The 19,171-nt window shown below is 76.5% G+C and carries 15 protein-coding genes; 6 read left to right on the plus strand and 9 right to left on the minus strand.

The window, feature by feature from the left end:
• Positions 1–3 precede the first annotated feature (3 nt).
• The gene (locus BMY88_RS22280) at positions 4–1,710 is read right to left on the minus strand and encodes an FAD-binding oxidoreductase (protein WP_091949273.1); all 1,707 of its coding nucleotides are present in this window, start codon (positions 1,708–1,710) and stop codon (positions 4–6) included.
• A 15-nt stretch (positions 1,711–1,725) separates the two neighbouring features.
• Between BMY88_RS22280 and BMY88_RS22285 the strand changes: the two genes are divergently transcribed.
• Positions 1,726–3,246 (plus strand): glycerol-3-phosphate dehydrogenase/oxidase, encoded by a 1,521-nt coding sequence (locus BMY88_RS22285; protein WP_091949276.1) that lies wholly within the window; start codon positions 1,726–1,728, stop codon positions 3,244–3,246.
• A 164-nt stretch (positions 3,247–3,410) separates the two neighbouring features.
• Positions 3,411–4,205: a methyltransferase domain-containing protein gene (locus BMY88_RS22290; protein WP_091949279.1), complete on the plus strand. Its 795-nt coding sequence runs from the start codon at positions 3,411–3,413 to the stop codon at positions 4,203–4,205.
• On the opposite strand, the gene BMY88_RS22295 is transcribed toward BMY88_RS22290, so the two are convergent.
• Together BMY88_RS22295 and BMY88_RS22300 are read right to left on the minus strand one after the other, a co-directional pair.
• A complete protein-coding gene (locus BMY88_RS22295; protein ID WP_091949283.1) occupies positions 4,192–4,938 on the minus strand; it encodes a MerR family transcriptional regulator in 747 nt (248 codons plus the stop codon). The genes BMY88_RS22290 and BMY88_RS22295 overlap by 14 nt on opposite strands.
• A 115-nt stretch (positions 4,939–5,053) precedes the next feature.
• Positions 5,054–5,656, minus strand: coding sequence for a TMEM165/GDT1 family protein (locus tag BMY88_RS22300; protein WP_244524866.1), 603 nt, complete (start codon positions 5,654–5,656; stop codon positions 5,054–5,056).
• A 374-nt stretch (positions 5,657–6,030) separates the two neighbouring features.
• Between BMY88_RS22300 and BMY88_RS22305 the strand changes: the two genes are divergently transcribed.
• Positions 6,031–7,122 (plus strand): MFS transporter, encoded by a 1,092-nt coding sequence (locus BMY88_RS22305; protein WP_342009684.1) that lies wholly within the window; start codon positions 6,031–6,033, stop codon positions 7,120–7,122.
• Here BMY88_RS22305 and BMY88_RS22310 read toward each other — a convergent pair.
• Together BMY88_RS22310 and BMY88_RS22315 are read right to left on the minus strand one after the other, a co-directional pair.
• Positions 7,111–9,834 carry a diguanylate cyclase domain-containing protein gene (locus BMY88_RS22310; RefSeq protein WP_244524867.1) on the minus strand — a complete coding sequence of 908 codons (2,724 nt, stop codon included), beginning with the start codon at positions 9,832–9,834 and terminating at the stop codon, positions 7,111–7,113. The two genes, BMY88_RS22305 and BMY88_RS22310, sit on opposite strands and share 12 nt — an antisense overlap.
• 98 nt (positions 9,835–9,932) lie before the next feature.
• Positions 9,933–11,612: a GGDEF domain-containing protein gene (locus tag BMY88_RS22315; RefSeq protein WP_091949292.1), complete on the minus strand. Its 1,680-nt coding sequence runs from the start codon at positions 11,610–11,612 to the stop codon at positions 9,933–9,935.
• A gap of 101 nt (positions 11,613–11,713) precedes the next feature.
• On the opposite strand from BMY88_RS22315, the gene pheA reads away from it, so the two are divergent.
• Complete coding sequence (gene pheA, locus BMY88_RS22320; RefSeq protein WP_091949295.1) at positions 11,714–12,688, plus strand: prephenate dehydratase; 975 nt, start codon at positions 11,714–11,716, stop codon at positions 12,686–12,688.
• 9 nt (positions 12,689–12,697) lie between these two features.
• Here pheA and BMY88_RS22325 read toward each other — a convergent pair whose 3' ends face one another.
• Entirely contained in the window at positions 12,698–14,827 is a 2,130-nt protein-coding gene (locus BMY88_RS22325; RefSeq protein WP_091949298.1) for an MMPL family transporter, read from the minus strand.
• An 81-nt stretch (positions 14,828–14,908) separates the two neighbouring features.
• Here BMY88_RS22325 and BMY88_RS22330 point away from each other — a divergent pair, with 81 nt between their 5' ends.
• Complete coding sequence (locus BMY88_RS22330) at positions 14,909–15,397, plus strand: MarR family winged helix-turn-helix transcriptional regulator (RefSeq protein ID WP_091949301.1); 489 nt, start codon at positions 14,909–14,911, stop codon at positions 15,395–15,397.
• A gap of 15 nt (positions 15,398–15,412) precedes the next feature.
• On the opposite strand, the gene BMY88_RS22335 is transcribed toward BMY88_RS22330, so the two are convergent.
• The 3 genes from BMY88_RS22335 to BMY88_RS22345 all read right to left on the minus strand — a co-directional run bounded on the left by BMY88_RS22335 (position 15,413) and on the right by BMY88_RS22345 (position 17,658).
• The gene (locus tag BMY88_RS22335) at positions 15,413–15,742 is read right to left on the minus strand and encodes a GroES family chaperonin (protein WP_244524868.1); all 330 of its coding nucleotides are present in this window, start codon (positions 15,740–15,742) and stop codon (positions 15,413–15,415) included.
• A gap of 127 nt (positions 15,743–15,869) precedes the next feature.
• Positions 15,870–16,217 carry a metallopeptidase family protein gene (locus BMY88_RS22340; RefSeq protein ID WP_091949304.1) on the minus strand — a complete coding sequence of 116 codons (348 nt, stop codon included), beginning with the start codon at positions 16,215–16,217 and terminating at the stop codon, positions 15,870–15,872.
• A gap of 7 nt (positions 16,218–16,224) precedes the next feature.
• Positions 16,225–17,658: a GuaB1 family IMP dehydrogenase-related protein gene (locus BMY88_RS22345; protein ID WP_091949307.1), complete on the minus strand. Its 1,434-nt coding sequence runs from the start codon at positions 17,656–17,658 to the stop codon at positions 16,225–16,227.
• A 104-nt stretch (positions 17,659–17,762) separates the two neighbouring features.
• On the opposite strand from BMY88_RS22345, the gene serS reads away from it, so the two are divergent.
• Positions 17,763–19,058 (plus strand): serine--tRNA ligase, encoded by a 1,296-nt coding sequence (gene serS / locus BMY88_RS22350; protein WP_091949310.1) that lies wholly within the window; start codon positions 17,763–17,765, stop codon positions 19,056–19,058.
• Positions 19,059–19,171 lie beyond the last annotated feature (113 nt).

The raw sequence follows: 19,171 nt of genomic DNA on the forward strand, positions 1-19,171 counted from the left end.
TGGTCAGTCGGGGAGCAGCACGCCCGGGTTGCAGATGCCGGTGGGGTCCAGCCGCTGCTTGACGGCGCGGAGCACCTCGACGCCCAGGGGGCCGATCTCCCGCTCCAGCCAGGGGCGGTGGTCGGCCCCGACGGCGTGGTGGTGGGTGAGCGTGCCGCCGGCGGCCAGGAGGGCGTCGGTGGCCTCCCGCTTGGCGGCCAGCCACTGCTGGATCGGCAGGTCGTCGTTCCGGTCGGCGAGGACGGTGACGTAGAGCGAGGCGCCGGTCGGGTAGCCGTGGGAGACGTGGCTGAGGACCAGCGGACGGCGGCCGGCCCGGGTGAGCGAGCGGCCCAGCGCCCGGCGGACGGCGTCGTAGACCACCGGCAGCGCCGACCAGGTCGCGGCGGTCTCGAGGGTCTCGACCAGCAGCCCGGAGTCCAGCAGCCGGTCGCGCAGGTAGGGCGCCTCGAACCGGTGCCGGCGCCACGACTCGCCCACCCGCCGGCCGGCCCGCACGGCGCCGCCCTCGCGCAGCACCGATGCCGCGGCCCGCCGCCGGGCGCGCACCAGCGTCGGCAGCCCCTCCCAGCCGACGACGAGCAGGCACCCCTCGCCGTGCCCGCGGCCGCGCAGCACCGCGCGCAGGGCCGTGGCCCCCGGGCCGCCGGCCATGAGCAGGTTCGCCCGGGTCTCGTCCGGGTCCGACAGCCGGACGACGTCGGGCAGCAGGTCGTGCCGCGCCAGGCGCTGCAGCCCGGCCAGGCCGGCGGCCCAGCTGCGGAACGACCACCCCTCGTAGGCGGTGGTCCGCGGCTTCGGGCGCACCCGCAGCCGGAGCTCGGTGATGACCCCCAGGGCACCTTCCGAGCCGAGCGCCAGCCCCAGCAGGTCGGGACCGGCGGCCGAGGCCGGCGGGTGCCCGAGCTCCAGCACCCCGGTCGGGGTGGCCAGGGTCAGCCCGGCGACCAGGTCGTCGAACCGGCCCACCCCGGTCGAGGCCTGCCCGGCGGAGCGGGTGGCCGCGTACCCGCCGAGGGTGGCGAACTCGAAGCTCTGCGGCAGGTGGCCGAGGGTCAGCCCCTCGGGGGCCAGCGCCTCCTCCAGCGCCGGGCCGCGCATGCCGGGGCCGACGGTGACCAGCGAGGAGGGCAGGTCCAGGTCGTGCAGACCCGACATCCGGCGCAGGTCCAGCGCCACGGCCGGCCGGTCGTCGGCGTCCATGCCCGAGAGGCCGCCGACCACGCTGGTGCCCCCGCCGAAGGGGACGACGACGACGCCGCGCTCCGCGCACAGCGCCAGCAGGGCGGCGGTCTCGGCGGTGTCGCCGGGGGTGACGACGGCGTCGGGGGCGTCGGAGGCGTCGCCCTCCCGCCGGCGGAGCAGGTCCAGGTAGCTCCGGCCGCCGGTGCGCCGCAGCCGGGACAGGTCGTCGGTGGCCACGTTCTCCTCGCCGAGCAGCGCGACCATCGCGGCGCGGGCGTCCTCGGGGAGGCGGCTGGGGGCGAGCCGGATGTCGCCGACCCGGACCGCCGGTGTCGACCGCGGGGTCCAGCCGAGCTCGCGGGCGAGGTGCCGGCGCGCGGCGCGGGGGAGGGCGGAGGAGAGGTCGGGATCGGCCTGCAGCTCCAGCGAGCCGTCGCCGTCGTCGTCGGGGGCCTCCTCGACCCGCGCCACGCGGGAGCCGCCCGGCCCCCATCCCTGGATCGTCAGTTCCGGCTGCTCGGGCACGGCTACAGTCTGCCGGTGGTCCGCGAGACGCTCCTCCCCGGCGCGCTGACCGCGGCCCGGCGCGCCGCTGACCTGCAGGTCCTCGCCGGCGGGTCGGTCGACGTGGTCGTCGTCGGTGGCGGTGTCACGGGTGCGGGCGTGGCCGTGGACGCCGCGGCACGGGGGCTGTCGGTGGCCCTGTTCGAGCGCGCCGACCTCGCCTCGGGCACCAGCCGCTGGTCGTCGAAGCTGGTGCACGGCGGGCTGCGCTACCTCGCCCACGGGGAGATCGGCCTGGCCCGCGAGTCCGCCCGCGAGCGCGCCGTGCTCATGGGGGCGACCGCGCCGCACCTGGTCCGGCCGCTGCCGTTCCTCGTGCCCGACGTCGCCGGGCGGGACGTGACCGCCCTGGCCGGTGCCGGCGGGCGGCTCGGGGACGCGGTGCGCCGCTCGGTCCCGGGCGGCCGGGGCTCGCTGCCGAACACCCGGCGGGTGTCGGCGGCCGAGGTCGCGCGGGCGACGCCGGCGGTGCGGCCGGGGCGGGGCGGTGTCGTCTTCTGGGACGGGCAGCTCGCCGACGACGCCCGGCTCGTCGTCGCCCTGGCGCGGACGGCGGCCGCGCTGGGCGCGCGGGTGGTCACCGGCGCGGCGGTGACGGGGGTGGACGGCGGCGTGGTCTCGGTGACCCCCTCCGACGGCGCCGGGTTCACGCTGCGGGCGGGCGCGGTGGTGAACGCCGCGGGCGTGTGGGCGCAGCGGCTGGCTCCCGGCGTCCGGCTGGTGCCCTCCCGCGGCTCGCACCTGGTCGTGCGCGCGTCCGTCCTCGGCGATCCGACGGCGGCGCTCACCGTGCCGCTGCCCGGCTCCCGCTCCCGCTACGTGTTCGCGCTGCCCCAGCCCGGCGGGCTCGTGTACCTGGGGCTGACCGACGAGCCGGTCTCCGGGCCCGTGCCCGACGAGGACCCGGTGCCCTCGGAGGCCGAGGTCGCGCAGCTGCTCGGGACGGTGAACCGGGTGCTGGCCGAGCCCCTGACCCGCGACGACGTCGTCGGCTCCTACGCCGGGCTCCGCCCGCTGGTGCTGCCCGCCTCGGCCGGGACCGGCCCCGGCGACGCCACCGCCGACCTCTCCCGCAAGCACCTGCTCTCCTGGGACGGCGAGGTGCTGACCGTCGTCGGCGGGAAGCTGACCACCTACCGCGCGATGGCCGAGCAGTCGGTGGACGCGGTGGTCGCCCGGCTCGGGCGGGGCGCGCGGCGGTCGGTCACCCCGCGGCTGCCGCTGGTCGGGGCCGCCCCGCGGGCCGCGCTCGCCCGCGTGGCCGCACCCGGCCGGCTGGTGGCCCGGTACGGGACGGAGGCGCCCGCGGTGGCGGCCCTGGGCGCCGAGCCGCTCGTCGAGGGGCGCCCGGAGACGGTGGGCGAGCTGCGGTTCGCGGTGCGGGCGGAGGGCGCCCGCACGGTCGGCGACCTGCTCGACCGGCGCACCCGGATCGGGCTGGTCCCGGCCGACCGCGAGCGCGCCGTGGCCGCGGCCGAGGCGGTCCTCGGCGAGTAGGCGGACCCCCGCGCGACATGATTCCGGCGGGAGCCGCGGTGCTGTCCCCGGTGCCGCGCTGCAGCGCGGCACCGGCCGCAGTGCCGCGGCGGTGGTTCCGGTGCGTGTCTCAGCATATGGGAAGACGGTTCCACTGTATGGACACCGCGGTCCATGATCTCGCCATGGACACCTACACCCACGGGCACGCCGAGCCGGTCCTGCAGTCGCACCGCTGGCGGACCGCGGAGAACTCCGCGCCGCACCTGCTGCCGCACCTGCGCCCGGGTCTGGACCTGCTCGACGTGGGCTGCGGGCCCGGCACCATCACCGTCGACCTGGCCCGGCGGGTGGCGCCCGGGCGGGTCGTGGGCCTGGACGTCTCCCCGGACCCGCTGGACGAGGCCCGGGCCGCGGCCGGGCGCGCGGGTGTCGCCGTCGAGTTCGCGGTCGGCGACACCTACGCGCTCGAGGCCGCCGACGACTCCTTCGACGTCGTCCATGCCCACCAGGTGCTCCAGCACCTGAACGACCCGGTCGCGGCGCTGCGCGAGATGGCGCGGGTGTGCCGGCCCGGCGGCGTGGTCGCGGTGCGCGACGTCGACTACGCGACCTTCACCTGGTTCCCCGCCGACCGGGGTCTGGACCGGTGGCTGGAGGTCTACTACGGCGTCGCCCGGGCCAACGACGCCGAGCCCGACGCCGGCCGGCGGCTGCTGTCCTGGGCGCACGCGGCGGGGCTGCGGGACGTCGTCACCACCACGTCGTCCTGGTGCTACGCCACGCCGGAGGAGCGCGAGTGGTGGGGGACCTCGTGGGCGGGCCGGGCGACGGCGTCGGCCTTCGCCGATCAGGCCCTGGCCTACGGGCTGGCCACCCCGGAGGAGCTCGACGACCTCGCCGCCGCCTGGCTGCGGTGGGCCGCGGCCGACGACGGCTGGCTCGGGATGATGCACGGGGAACTGCTCATCCGCGTCTGACGGCGTTGGCCTGGACGGCGGCGCTCACCCACTCGGCGAGTCCCGGCGCGACCTGCTCGTAGGTGGCGGTGAACCGCTCGTCCTCGACGTACATCCGGCCCAGGCCGGCGTGCATCCCGGGGCTGCAGGCGTAGAAGTTCCGGCTGATCTGCTGCCGGTGCTCCTCGGCGAGGTCCATGGCCGGGGGCGTCTCGGGTGCCACGCCCGCCTGCAGGGCGTCGGCCATGCGGCGGGTCAGCGCCTCGCCCTCGGCCCGGATCCGGACCCAGTCGTCCTTCGTGTGGGCCGCGGTCCGCCGCGCGGACTGCGCGTAGGCGTCGGTGTCGCCCCACCGCTCCCGCACCTCGGCCTCGTGCCGCTCCGGGTCGTGCTCGCCGAAGACCTCGAACCGCTCCTCGGGGGTCAGCCTGATGCCCATCTGCCGTGCCTCCATCTCCATCTCGACGGCGGCGACCATCGCCCGCGTCCGCTCCAGCCGCTCGCGCAGCAGCCGGTGCTGCCGTCGGAAGTGCTCGCCCGGGTCGTCGGCGGCCAGCAGCGTCGCGACCTCCTCGAGGGTGAACCCGAGCTCGCGGTAGACCAGTACTTGGTGCAGCCGGTCCAGGTCTGCCGCCGAGTACCGCCGGTAGCCCGACGCGGTGCGACCGGACGGCGAGAGCAGCCCGATCCGGTCGTAGTGGTGCAGCGTGCGCACGGTGACGCCGGCCAGCGCCGCGACCTCTCCCACGTTCACCCGGGTTCCTCCCTCCGACGGGCGCCAGTGCACAGCCTGACGCCGCGTCAGGGTCAAGGGTGCGGTGACGGAGGAGCGCAGCCGCACGGACTCGCGCCCTCCACAGGGGCGGGACTCAGCCGGCGAGCGCCCGCACCGTCTGGACGGCCGCGACGACGGCGAAGACCAGGAACAGGACGGCGGCCACCCGGCGGATCAGCGGCACCGGCAGCCGGGCCGCGAGGTGCTTGCCGAGGAACACGGCGAGCCCGGAGACGACCAGCAGTGCTGCCCAGGCTCCGACGAAGACCGACAGGGGCTCGTCGAAGCGGGCGGCCAGGCCGGCGGTCGCCAGCTGGGTCAGGTCCCCCCACTCGGCGGCGAAGAGCACGCCGAAGGAGATCGCGGCCGCCCGCACGAACGACGTCCCCCCGCGCGCGTCGGCGGCGACCTCGTCGTCCTCGGGACCGCTGTCGGCGCTGCGCCACAGCAGGGCCGCGCCGATCAGGAACAGCAGGCCCACGGCCCCGGTCACCACCGCCTCCGGGAGCAGCGAGAGCAGGCTCCCCGCGGTGACGGCGATCGCCACCTGGGCGAAGAACGCCAGGCCGACGCCGACGAACACCGGCACCGGAGCGAACCGGGTGGCCAGCACGAGGCTGGCGAACATGGTCTTGTCCGGCAGCTCCGCCGGCAGGACGAGGACGAACGCGGTCGCGACGACCGACAGCACCAGCACGAGGACTCTCTCTTCCGCTCGGCGCAGCCGGGCGGGGGTGGGGGCCTCCGACCGGCAGCGCGCACACCACTGCCCGATCGAAGGTCTCGCCCACCCGCGCGGGGCGCGGGCCCGCTGACCGGGAGCCACCTCGCGGTGGCGCCAGCATGTCGACCAGCGGTCGGGGGGCTACTCCCCTTCTGCGCGGAAACGATAGCCGGACCCGTGCCGGAATCCGCGTGCGCCCCGCCCGTGGCCGGCGCTACCGTCCCCGCATGCCGTTCCGTTGACGCACCGACCGCTCCCGGCCGGCCCCGCTGCCGGCCGCCGCCCGCCCGCTGGCCCGCCTCGTCGTCGGCTGGACCGCGCTGGCGGGCCTGGTCCCGCTGTACCCGCTGTACGCCCTGCTGTTCCTGGACACCGGCCTGTCGCAGGGCGAGGTCTCGGGGTTGTTCGCGCTGTGGTCGGTCACCGCGTTCCTGGCCGAGGTCCCCGCCGGGGTGCTCGCCGACCGCTGGTCCCGGCGGGGCGCGCTCGTGCTGTCCGGCGTCGGCGAGGCCGCGGCCTTCGCGCTGTGGACGGCGGCGCCCGGTGCCGCCTCGTTCGCCGTGGGCTTCGTGGTGTGGGGCATCGCCGGGGCGCTCGTCTCCGGCACCGTCGAGGCGGTGCTGTACGACGGGCTGGCGGGGCACGGCGCATCCGGCGCCTACGCCCGGGTGCACGGCTGGACGACGGCCGCCGAGCTCCTGGTGCAGGTGCCCACCGCCGGCCTCGCCACCGTTCTGGTCGCGGCCGGCGGGTACGAGCTGGTGGGCTGGGTCAGCGTCGTGGTCTGCCTGGCCGTCGCCGCGCTGGCGCTCCGCTTTCCGGACGCGCCCCCCGCGGTGTGCGCGGCGGCGCCGGACGGCGCGGCGGAGCCGGACGGCGCGGACGAGCCGCCGCTGGGGCGGGCCGTGGGGCTGGCACTGCGCCGGCCGGGGCTGCGCCTGGTCGTCGTCGCCGTGGCGGCGCTGGGCGGCCTCGACGCGCTGGAGGAGTACCAGCCCGTCCTGGCCGCCGAGTGGGGGGTGCCGGCGGCCGCGGTGCCGGTGGCCGTGCTGGCGGTGTCGCTGACCGGGGCACTGGGCGCGGCGCTCGGTGGCCGGGCCGCACGGCTGCCGGGCGTCGTGCTGCTCGGACTGCTGGTGGCCTCGGCGCTGCTGCTGGCCGGCGCGGCGCTGTGGGCGCGGCCCGTGGCGGTGGTCGCCCTGGCCTGCTCGTACGGGCTCTACCTCGCGGTTCTGGTCGTGGCCGAGACGCGCCTGCAGGAGCGGATCTCCGGCCGGTACCGGGCGACCCTCACCTCGGTGGCAGGGCTGGGCATCGAGCTCGCGTCGCTGCTGGTGTTCGCGGCGTGGGCGATGGGCGGCGCGCTCGCGGTCGCCGGGCTGGCGCTGGCCGTCGTCCCGCTGGTGGCCCGGGCGATGAGTGCCCGCCTACCGGCGTGATCTCCGCGCGATGCGGGCGGCGAAGACCCCGGCGGCGTGGCCGTTGTCGATGTTGCTGACCACCACGCCGGGCGTGGAGGAGTTGAGCATGGTGAGCAGCGCGCCGAAGCCGCCGAACGACCCGGGCTGCCCGGTCGACGTCGGGACGGCGACGACCGGCACGTCGGTCGTCGCGGCCACCAGCCCGGCCAGGGAGGCGTCCAGCCCGGCGACGACGACCAGACAGTCGGCCCCGGCGAGCACCGAGGGGTCGGGCAGGCCGCTGTGCATCCGGCTGCCGCCGAGGTCGGCGAGCCGGACGACGTCGGTCCCGGCGACGCGGGCGGCGAACGCGGCCTCGGCGGCCACCGTGCCGTCACCGCCACCGGCGGACAGGACGACGACCTGCCCCTCCGGCTCGGGCAGCGCGCCGACGGCGGCCGACATGGCGGTGGCGTCCACCGTGGTCTGCCCGTCGAACTCCGCGGCCAGCGCCAGCAGGGTCTCGGCGGGGGCCCGGACGACGACCGCGGGCCGGTCCGGGTGCTCCCCGCGTGCCCGGCGGACCAGGGCGAGCACCTGCTCGGTGCTGCGCCCGGGAGCCCAGACGACGTCGGGCTCGGCAGGCCGCGCGGGTGCCGGCGCGGACTCGGTCGGCAGCGGGACGCCGGGGTCCTCGGCTCGAGCCGGGGACAGCGGGACGTCGGCCGCCGTCGGCTCGAGCAGCAGCGCGGCGAACCCGCCGGCGACGCCTGTCGCCCCGGCCGGTGGCGCGGCAGCGGCAGGGGACACGGCATCGGCCGGCGGCGCGGCGGCGACCGGCGGCGCGGCAGCGGCGGGCGGCGCCGGGTCCGCGGTCCGCGGGGCGTCCCCGGGCTCCGCGGCGGGACCGGCGGGACCGGCGGGACCGGCGGCCCGCTGGGTGACCGCCGGCAGGCTGACCACGCGGTCGCGGCCGCTGCGCTTGGCGTCGTAGAGCACGCCGTCGGCGGCGGCGAAGAGGGTGCGACGGTCGTCGCCGCGGGTGGCCGAGGCGACGCCCACGCTGATCGTGACGGGCCGGGTGAGCCCCTGCGCCGTCCAGTCGTGCGCGGCGACGGCGCGGCGGATCCGCTCCAGCGCGCGCTCGGCCTGTTCCGCCGTGGTGTCGGGCAGCAGGACGACGAACTCGTCGCCGGCCCACCGGCAGACCTCGTCGGTGTCGCGGCAGCCCTCGATGAGCAGGTCGCCCACCACCCGGAGCACGGTGTCGCCGCCGGGGTGGCCGATGGCGTCGTTGATCGACTTGAAGCGGTCGACGTCGACGACGGCGAGGGCCGGGGTCGCGCCGGCGGCGATCAGCCCGTCGAGCCGCGCCTCCGCGTAGCGGCGGTTGGGCAGGTGCGTGAGCGGGTCCTCGTAGGCCTGCCGGCGGAGCTGACCGGCCGCCCGCTCGGTCTCCAGCAGGCTCTTGCGCCGGCCGAACAGCTCCACCCAGCGGGTGCGCCGCTCGTCGACCCGGTCGAGCTCGTCGGCGAGGTAGGCCTGCAGGTAGGGCAGGGCCCGGCCGGCGTCGTCGAGCTCGGCGTGCAGCGTGCACAGCTCGCGCAACGCGGCCCGCCGCAGCCGGGGGAGGCCGTGCTCGGTGGCCAGCGCCAGCGCCTTGGCCAGCTGCTCGTCGGCGCCCCCGCCGTCGCCCTGGCGGCGCAGCGCGCGGCCCAGCGCCAGCAGGGCCGCGGCCAGCAGGGCGCGGTCGCCGGTCGCGCTGGTGATCCGGACGGCGGCGCGCAGCGGGCCCGCGGCGGCGGCGTGCTCCCCGAGGCCGACCAGCGCCCAGCCGTGCACCACCTGCGCCGCGACCACCGCGTCGGCCGCCTCGGGCGGCAGCAGGGCCAGCGCGTCCTCGGCGAGGCGGCGCGCCTCGGCGAAGTGCGGCGCCGCGGACTCCGGCACGCCGTCGTCCAGCAGCCCCTCGCCGAGCTCCGCGCACAGCTCGCCCAGCCGGGTCGCGGCGCGGGCGACGAGCAGGGCGTCGTCGTCGATCGGGGCGGGAGCCGGGCCGGCGGCGGTGGGCTCGGCGACGGCGGCCAGCGCCGTCTCGTGTGCCCGGCGCTGGTAGTCCAGCGCGAGCGGCATGAGCTCCAGGTCGGCGAGGACCCCGGCCAGCGTGGCCAGCGTGTCGACCAGCAGGGCCGTGGGCGGGAGCGCCGGGTCCAGCAGGCTGGCCGCCTCGACGGCCTCGTCCATGGCCGCATCGATCCGCCGCGAGAGCAGCTCGATGCGCGCGTGCCGGGCCAGGCCGGCGGCCCGCTGCAGGTCGTCGTCCGTGGCGTCGAAGGCCGCCTTCGCCGAGCGGACCAGCGCGATCGCCAGCGCGGCGTGCGAGGCCGGCTCGGCCTGTGCGTCGCCCGCGTGCCCGGCCCCGTCGACGAGGCCGGCCAGGCCGGCGTGCAGGTCCAGCGGGGGAGCGGCCTCCCCGGCCTGGGGCTCGACGGGATCGCCGACGAGGGTGAAGCCGGCCATCCGCAGCCGGCGGACGAGCAGCTCGGCCCGCAGCGTGTCGGCCCAGGCGCGGCCGAGGGTCGCCAGCGCGGTGGGGTCGGCGCCGTCGGGCGGGGTCGCGCAGGCCGCGTAGGGGGAGGCGTCGCACCCGATGTCGGCCAGCAACTCCTCGGCGTCGTCGAGGCGCCAGTCGGAGAGGGCAGCGGTCACCCGGTGGTGCAGGGCTCCCGGAGGCACGAGCGCACTGTGCACGCCGCCGTCCTCGCTGTCACGCACCGCTCCGGAGGCGCGCCGGGTCGGGGACGGACCGTCGTCCGTTTCGTCACAGGAGTCCCAACGTGGCGAGACGGTCACTCGCTGTCCCCGCCGGTGGTGCCCGGCGCGCGCACCCGGTTGCGCCCGCCCCGCTTGGCGCTGAACAGGTGGAGGTCGGCGGTGTCGAACAGCGACCGCCACCCCGCCGGCACGGTCTGCTCGGCGTCGCGGGGCGGCGCGGTGGCCACGCCGATGCTGACGGTGACCGGCTCGGGCAGCTGGAGCTCGCCCCAGTCGGCGGCGGCCACGGCGGCCCGCAACCGCTCCATCGCCAGCAGCGCCTGGCTCGCGGTGGCCTCGGGCAGCACCACGAGGAACTCGTCGCCGGCCCAGCGGTACACCTCGTCGCCGGTGCGGCAGTGCTCCCGCAGGAGGTCCGCCACCCGGCGGAGCACCTCGTCGCCGCGCGAGTGGGAGGTGTCGTCGTTGACGGCCTTGAACCGGTCGACGTCGACGACCGCGAGCGACAGCGGCGCGTCGCCCAGCGGCATGCTGCCCAGCCGGCGTTCGGCGCTGCGCCGGTTGCCGAGGCCGGTGAGCGGGTCCTCGAGGGCGTAGGTGCGCAGCACGGCGGCCTGCCGCTCGGCCTCGCGCAGTCGGCTGCGGCGCACGAACATCTCCGCCCACAGCTCGCGGCTGCGCGCGTGCGCCCGGCCGGCCTCGCCGCGGTAGGCCTCGAGCCAGTGCAGGGCCTCGGCGGGCCGGCCCTGGGCGGCGGTGGCCTGGCCGAGCTCGAGCAGGCACTGGCGGTAGCGGCGCCGGTCGCCCGCGGCGGCGAAGGCCCCGGCCGCGTCGACCAGCAGGTCGGTGGCCTCCTCGGCGTGCCCGCCGCCGGCCCGGTCGGCGGAGAGGCGGGCGAGCAGCCTCGCCAGCACGAGGTCGGTGTAGCCCCGCAGCCAGATGCCGCCGTCCCGGTGCACCCGGCGGTGCGCCCGGCGGAGGGGGCCCAGCGCCCCGTCCCGGTCCCCGGCGCAGGCCATCGCCCACGCCTGGACGACGTCGAGCAGGTCGCCGTCGGCGGGCTCCGGCTCCCGGTCGAGCGAGCGGGCCTCGGTGGCGCAGGCGAGCGCGACGGCGGCAAGCTCGCCGGCGCGCCGGTCCTGTCCCCGCCGGCGCTGGGTCTGGGCGAGCTCCACGTGCTGCTGCGCGCACAGCAGCAGCAGCTGCCACCGGTCGGCGAGGTCCGGCAGGTCGGCGGCGATGCGTGACCCCTGCAGGGCCTGCGCCACCGCCAGTTCCTCGAGGTCGAGGGCGCCGAGGGTCAGCGACAGCCACAGGTGCGCCTGGTGGTGGGCCCGGCCCGGCCCGGGGCCGCCGGTGCCCCCGGAGGCACCCCCCGACGCCTCGGCCAGCAGGCTGGCGTCGACGGCCAGCAGCATCGCGGCGTCCACGTGGTCGGCGGTCGCCTCCACGTGGGCGAGGTAGGCGAGCGTGAGGGCGGTCAGCGCCGTGGGCGGACAGCCGCCGAGTGCCGTCCGCGCGGCCCCGACGGCGGCCGTGGCGGAGTCGATGTCGGCGTCGATCAGCGCGCGGCGGGCGTCGAACGCGTGCCGCCAGGCGACCCACGCGGGGTCGGTCGGGGCGGCGAAGAGCTCCGCGGTGTCGTCGTGCTCGCGGGCGAACGCCGGGGGGTCGACGCGGTCGCTGGCCGCGAGAAGACGCCAGAGAGCAGCATCCAGATCACGCTCCGTGACGCGGATGGTGCCGGGGGTCACGCAACCCTCCACTCGGCTTCGGCGGGCCGGCTGCTGCCGGCGGCGAGGCGGTTCCCCCGGGGTGCACGCTCCGTGCACCCCGCCCGCACTACCCTCGTCGGATGCCCGCGTCGCCGCTCGACTCCGTACCTCCTGGTACGCAGCCCACCAGCACGTCTCCGACGACGTTCGCCTACCTGGGCCCCGAGGGTACCTTCGCCGAGGCGGCACTGAGCAGGGCAGTCGGGGATGCCGCCCCGCGCTCCCCGCGGCCGACCGTGGCCGCCGCGCTCGCCGCCGTCCGGGCCGGCGAGGTCGACGCGGCGCTGGTGCCCTTCGAGAACAGCATCGAGGGATCGGTGCCCGCCACGATGGACGGGCTGGCCGACGGCGATCCGTTGCTGATCGCCCGCGAGGTCTTCCTGGAGCCCAGCTTCGTGCTGGCCGCCCGGCCCGGGACGACGCTGGCCGGCGTCCGGTCCGTGGCCAGCCACCCGCACGCGCTGGCCCAGACCGCCCGCTGGCTGGCGGCCACCCTGCCCACCCTCGCGCCGCAGACGGAGACCTCCACGGCCGGCGCGGCGGAGGCGGTCGCGGCGGGCCGCTACGACGCCGCCGTCTGCGCCCCCATCGCCGCGCAGCGCTACGGGCTCACCGCGCTCGCCGAGGACATCGCCGACCACCGCGGCGCGGTCACCCGGTTCGTGCTGGTCGCGCCGCCCGGCCCGCTGCCGGAGCCGACGGGCAACGACAAGACCTCGCTGGTGGCGGTCGTGGCGGACCGCACCGGCGCGCTGCTGGAGGTCCTCCGCGAGTTCGCGGCGCGCGGGATCAGCCTGACCCGGATCGAGTCCCGCCCCACCCGCGAGCGGCGCTGGGTCTACTCCTTCTCCCTCGACTGCGAGGGGCACGTCGCCGACGCCCGGGTCGGGGAGGCGCTGGCCGCGCTGCACCGGGTCTGCGACGACGTCCGCTTCCTCGGTTCCTATCCGCGCGCCGACGACCGGGAGAACCGGCCGGTGGCCGGGGAGGCCACCGACGCCGCGTTCACCGACGCCGACGAGTGGCTGTCGCGGGTCCGCGCCGGGCGGCTGTAGCGGCGCGGCTCAGACGCGTTCGATCTCGCGTTCGGGCTCGGTGACGGGCTCGACCGGGCCGCGGGCCAGCCGGCCGGGCCACCAGATCCGGTCGCCGATCAGCCGGACCGCGGCGGGCACCAGCAGGGTGCGGACGACGAACGTGTCCAGCAGGACGCCGAAGCCGACCAGGAAGCCGAGCTGGATGAGGATCACCAGCGGCAGCACGGTGAGCGCGCCGAAGGTGGCGGCCAACACCAGCCCCGCGCTCGTGATCACCCCGCCGGTGACGGCCAGGGCCCGCAGCACGCCCTCCCTCGTCCCGTGCCGGAGCGACTCCTCCCGGGCCCGGGTCATGAGGAAGATGTTGTAGTCGATCCCCAGTGCCACCAGGAACACGAACCCGATGAGCAGCACCTGCGGATCGCTGCTGGGGAAGCCGAACAGCGGATCGAAGACCAGCGCCGCGACGCCGACCGTGGCCAGCACGCTCAGGGCCACCGTCGCGACGAGCAGCACCGGCGCGACGAGCGCGCGCAGCAGCAGCGCCAGCACGACGGTGATGACCAGCAGCACCAGCGGCACGATCACCGCCAGGTCCCGCGAGGCGGTGTCCTGGGTGTCGAGGTCCTGCGCGGTCGGGCCGCCGACCAGCGCCTCGCCGTCCACCCCGCTGACGGCGGTCCGGAGGTCGGCCACGGTCTCCTGCGCGCGGGTGCTGTCCGGGGCGTCGTCCAGGGTGGCGTCGAGCCGGACCAGGCCGTCGACCTCCACCGGCGCGGCCTGCGGATCCGGCGGGCCCCCGGAGCCGGTGAACGGCTCGACGCCCGCGACGCCGTCCACCCCGGCCGCGGCCTCGGCGACGGCCTCCCAGCCGTCGGCCGGGGTGACGATGGTCGCCGGGGTGGCCGAGCCCGCGTCGTAGTGCCGGGCCAGCGCGACCTGGCCCTCGCCGGACGGCGACCCGCCGCGCACCGCCTCCGACAGCGGGATGCCCTCGGCGTCGAAGGTGGGCACGAACGCGGCGAGGACGACGAGCAGGCCGAGGCTGCCCAGCAGGGCCCGTCCCGGGCGGCGGCCGACGAGGCCGGCGATCCGCTCCCAGCCGCGGCCGTGCGGGTGCTCGCTGCCGTACGCCGGCCGGAACGGCCAGAACGCCGCCCGGCCCAGCAGCACCAGCACCGCCGGCAGGAAGGTCAGCGCGGCGACCATGGCCAGGGTGATGCCGACCGCCGAGATCGGCCCGAGGCCCCGGTTGCTGCCCAGGTCGGAGAAGAGCAGGCAGAGGACGCCGAGCACGACGGTCGCGGCCGAGGCGGCGATCGGCTCCCACGACTGCCCCAGCGCCACCTTCATCGCGGCCGCCGGCGACTGCTCCCGGCGCAGTTCCTCGCGGTAGCGGGCCACCAGCAGCAGGCCGTAGTCGGTGGCCGCGCCGACGACCAGGATCGAGGCTATGCCCTGGCTCTGCCCGTTCACCTCGATCCACCCCTGGTTCGCCAGCAGGTAGGCGACCGCGAGCGCGGCCACCAGCGCCAGCCCGGCGGTGAGGATGACCAGCAGCGGCAGGAGCGGGCTGCGGTAGACGACGAGCAGGATCACCAGGACGACGCCGAACGCGGCGAGCAGCAGCAGGCCGTCGATGCCGGAGAAGCCCGCGGCGAAGTCGTTGAACAGTGCCCCGGGGCCGGTGACGTACTCCGTCGTCCCGTCGATCGCGGGCAGCGCGCGCAGGTCGTCGATGACGTCGGCGAGGGCGTCACCGAGATCCGGGCTGAACGGCAGCACGGCCTGGGCCGCCTCGCCGTCGTCGGACGGGATGACCGGCGAGGCCTCGCCGTTCAGGGCGCCCGCGCCGTCCGCGATCGCGACGGCGTCGGCGACCCGGCCCTCGATCTCGGCGAGGGCGGCCGCGTCGAGCGGCCCCTCCTCGCTCTCCCACAGCAGGATCACCGGCAGCGAACGCTCGGTGTCGAACTCGCGGAGGAGCTCGGAGACCCGGGTGGACTCCGCGCTGTCGGGCAGGAAGGCCGCGGAGTCGTTGGTCTGGACGTCGCCGAGCTTCCCGCTGAACGAGCCCAGCGGCGCGGAGAGCGCGAGCCAGGCGAGGACCACGAGGGCCGGCAGCAGCCAGCGGGCGACGGAGGTCCTGCGCGGCATGACGATTTCCCTCGAACGACGATATTCTCGACCTTCGAGAGATTAGGTCGGTTCGGATGCAGCGGCAAAGCGGGAGGCGGGATGGACGACCCGACTGAGGCGCGCCGCGAGGTCGCGCTGATGCTGCGCCGGCTGAACGTGGAGCTGGACGCCGTCAGCCAGCGGTTCGCGCTCACCCACGGGTTGAACCGCACCGATGTCCGGGCGCTGGTGGCGATCATGGACGCCGCCCGCCGCGGGGAGGCCCTGTCCGCCGGGGCGCTCGGTTCGGCGGTCGAGCTGCGGTCGGCGTCGGTGACGGCGCTGGTGGACCGGCTGGAGCGGGTGGGCCACGTGCGCCGGGTCCGCGATCCGGAGGACCGCCGGCGGGTGACGCTGGAGATGTCGCAGCAGGCCATGGCGGCCGGCGCGGACCACTTCGGCGGGCTGGCGCGGGACATGATCGCCGCGCTGGCCGGCTACACGGACGCGGAGATCGCCGTCGTCGCGCGCTTCCTGGGGGAGATGACCGAGGTGGTGGCCCGGCACGCGCGGGTCGAGGCTGAGGAGCAGGACCCGGCTCAGGGGTAGGGAGCAGGACCCGGCTCAGAGATAGAGGCCGGTGGACTCCTCGATCCGCTCGGCGGCGACGGCGTGCACGTCGCGCTCGCGCAGGATCACCAGCTCCTCGCCGTGCACCTCGACCTCGTGCTGGTCCTCGGGGGAGAAGAGCACCTGGTCGCCGACCTTCACCTGGCGGACGCTGCCGCCGACCCCGCGGGCCTCGCCCCACACCAGGCGCTTGGCGACCTGGGCGGTGGCGGGGATGAGGATGCCGCCGGTGGAGCGGCGCTCGCCGTCCTCCCGGCGCAGCGACACGAGCACCCGGTCGTGCAGCATCTTGATCGGCAGCCCGTTGCCCTTGATCTCCGCCACGCCGGTCACGGTACGCGCGGCCTCCCGGGGCACCTCCGCGGAGTTGCCCCGGTGCAGAAGTGCGGAGTTGCACGGGGCAGAAGTGCGGAATTGCCCCGGGGCAGAAGTGCGGAATTGCGCGGGGGGACTAGCCCCAGCCGAGCTCGTGGAGGCGCTCCTCCTCGATGCCGAAGTGGTGCGCGATCTCGTGGACGACGGTGATCATGACCTCCTCGACCACGTCGTCCTCGGTCTCGCAGATGTCGCAGATGGCCTCGCGGTAGATCATGATCCGGTCCGGCAGTTCGCCGCCGTAGTGCCAGCCGCGCTCGGTCAGCGCGAAGCCCTCGTAGAGCCCGAGAAGCTCCGGCTCCTCGGGATTGCGGTCCTCCACGAGGACGACGACGTTGTCCATCAGCGCCATGAGCCCGGCCGGTACCTCGTCCAGGGCGTCGGCGACGAGCTCCTCGAACTGCTCGAGCGGCAGCGCCTTCACGCCGCCGTCACCACGAGGTGGGCAGGGGCCGCCCCTCCTCGTAGCCGGCCGCGCTCTGCACCCCCAGCACCGCGCGGTCGTGCAGCTCGTCCACGGTCCGGGCGCCCGCGTACGTGCAGGAGGAGCGGACGCCGGCGACGATCTGGTCGATCAGGTCCTCCACACCGGGGCGCGCGGGGTCCAGGTACATCCGCGAGGAGCTGATGCCCTCCTCGAACAGTCCGGCGCGGGCGCGCTCGAAGCCGCTCTGCGTCGACGTCCGGGCCTTGACCGCCCGCGCGGAGGCCATGCCGAAGGACTCCTTGTAGAGCCGGCCGCTGCCGTCGTCATGGATGTCGCCGGCGCTCTCGTAGGTGCCGGCGAACCAGGAGCCGACCATGACGTTGGCGGCGCCGGCGGCCAGCGCCAGCGCGACGTCGCGGGGGTGGCGGACGCCGCCGTCGGCCCAGACGTGCTTGCCCAGGGCGCGGGCGGCCGCGGCGCACTCCTCGACGGCGGAGAACTGCGGCCGGCCGACGCCGGTCATCATCCGCGTCGTGCACATGGCCCCGGGCCCGACGCCGACCTTGACCACGTCGGCGCCGGCCTCGACCAGGTCCCGCGTGCCCTCGGCGGTGACCACGTTCCCGGCGACAACCGGCACCGCGCCGGCCACCGACCGGACCGCGCGCACCGCCTCGACCGCCTTCTCCTGGTGGCCGTGCGCGGTGTCGACGACGAGCACGTCCACGCCGGCGGCCAGCAGCGCGCCCGCCTTGCCGGCGACGTCACCGTTGATCCCGACCGCGGCCGAGGTGAGCAGGTGCCCGCCGGGGCCGACCGCCGGCTGGTACAGGGCCGAGCGCAGCGCGCCCTTGCGGGTGATCACGCCGACCAGCCGGTCGCCCTCGACCACGGGGGCGGCGCTGACCCGCTCGTCGGAGAGGACGTCGAAGATCTTCGGCAGGTCGGTACCGGACTGGATGGTCAGCGGGTCGCGCGCCATGACCTCCGACAGCTGGGTGAACCGGTCCACGCCCTGGCACGCGCCGTCGGTGACCACGCCCACGGGGCTGCCGTCCTCGATCACCACGACGATCCCGTGCGCGCGCTTGGTCAGCAGCGACAGCGCCTCGCCGACGGTGGAGGTGGGCGACAGCGTGATCGGGGTGTCGTAGACGGGGTGGCGCGCCTTCACCCAGGAGATGACCTCGGCGACGACGTCGACCGGGATGTCCTGCGGGATCACGGCCAGCCCGCCGCGCCGGGCCGTGGTCTCGGCCATGCGCCGGCCGGAGATCGCCGTCATGTTGGCGACGACGACCGGGATCGTCGTCCCCACCCGGTCCGGGGTCGTGAGGTCCACCTCGAGCCGGGAGCCCACGGTGCTCGAGTTCGGCACCATGAAGACGTCGGCGTAGGTGAGGTCGGTGGCCGGACGCTCGCCGCTCAAGAACCGCATGGGTCCATTGTCGGCCTCCGGCCGACCCCGCGGCCAGGACGGGTCCTCGCAGGCGTCTCCCGTCACCGGCGCCTTCCGGGGGAGCCCCTCGTTACGCTCGGCTGGTGATCGACCTGCGACTCGTGCGCGAACACCCCGACGTCGTCCGTGCCAGCCAGCGCGCCCGGGGAGCCGACGAGTCCCGCGTCGACGACCTGCTCACCGCCGACGCCGCGCGCCGGGAGGCGGTCCGGCGGGCCGACGACCTCCGCGCCGCCCAGAAGACGGCGTCGCAGGCGGTCCGGAAGGCCACCCCCGAGGAGCGCCCCGCGGTGCTCGAGCGCGCCCAGGCCCTCGCCGCGCAGGTCAAGGAGGCCGAGGAGGCGCAGCGGGCGGCCGACGCCGCGCTGCGCGAGGCGCACCTGAAGATCGCCAACGTGGTGCACGACGACGTCCCGCCCGGCGGGGAGGACGACGCCGTGGAGCTGCGGACCGTCGGTGAGGTGCCCACCTACGACTTCGCGGTGCGCGACCACCTGGAGATCGGCGAGGCCCTCGGCGCCATCGACATGGAGCGCGGCGCCAAGGTCTCCGGCGCCCGCTTCTACTTCCTCACCGGTCCGGGCGCGCTGCTGGAGTTCGCGCTCGCCCAGCTGGCCATCTCGCGGGCGGTCGCGGCCGGGTTCATCCCCGTCGTCGCCCCGGCGCTGGTCCGGCCCGAGGCGATGGAGGGCACCGGCTTCCTCGGCGAGCACGACGAGGAGGTGTACCGGATCGAGCGCGACGACCTCTACCTCGTGGGCACCTCGGAGGTGGCGCTCGCCGGCATGCACGGCAACGAGGTGCTGGACCTCTCCGCCGGCCCCCGCCGGTACGCCGGCTGGTCGTCGTGCTTCCGCCGCGAGGCCGGCTCCTACGGCAAGGACACCCGCGGGATCATCCGCGTGCACTGGTTCGACAAGGTCGAGATGTTCAGCTTCTGCCGGCCCGAGGAGGCCGCCGCGGAGCACCGCCGGCTCCTGGCCTGGGAGGAGGAGTTCCTGCAGGCGCTGGAGCTGCCCTACCGGGTGGTCGACATCGCCGCCGGCGACCTGGGCACCAGCGCCGCCCGCAAGTTCGACATCGAGGCCTGGTTCCCCAGCCAGGGCACCTACCGCGAGCTGACGAGCACCTCGGACTGCACCACGTTCCAGGCCCGCCGGCTGTCCATCCGCTACCGCGACGCCGACGGGAAGCCGCAGACCGCGGCGACCCTGAACGGCACCCTCTGCGCGATCGCCCGCACCATCGCCTGCCTGCTCGAGGTGCACCAGCGCGCCGACGGCTCGGTGCACGTGCCCGCCGCCCTGCGCCCCTGGCTGGGCGGGCACGAGGTGCTCACCCCGGGGATGGCGCTGGCCGCGCCGGTGCCAGTCCCGTGACCGAGCTCGCGAGGTGCACGGGACCGAGGGCAGAGCCGTGACCGAGCTCGCGAGGTGCGCGGGACCGAGGGCAGAGCCGTGACCGAGCTCGCGAGGTGCGCGGGACCGAGGGC

It is taken from the genome of Trujillonella endophytica, assembly GCF_900110555.1.
Taxonomy (GTDB): Bacteria; Actinomycetota; Actinomycetes; order Mycobacteriales; family Geodermatophilaceae; genus Trujillonella; species Trujillonella endophytica.

Coding starts and splice junctions, on each gene's coding strand:
- pheA (WP_091949295.1), top strand. CDS start 11,714: ATGCCCGCGTCGCCGCTCGACTCCGTACCTCCTGGTACGCAGCCCACC.
- BMY88_RS22290 (WP_091949279.1), top strand. CDS start 3,411: ATGGACACCTACACCCACGGGCACGCCGAGCCGGTCCTGCAGTCGCAC.
- BMY88_RS22345 (WP_091949307.1), bottom strand. CDS start 17,658: ATGCGGTTCTTGAGCGGCGAGCGTCCGGCCACCGACCTCACCTACGCC.
- BMY88_RS22330 (WP_091949301.1), top strand. CDS start 14,909: ATGGACGACCCGACTGAGGCGCGCCGCGAGGTCGCGCTGATGCTGCGC.
- BMY88_RS22325 (WP_091949298.1), bottom strand. CDS start 14,827: ATGCCGCGCAGGACCTCCGTCGCCCGCTGGCTGCTGCCGGCCCTCGTG.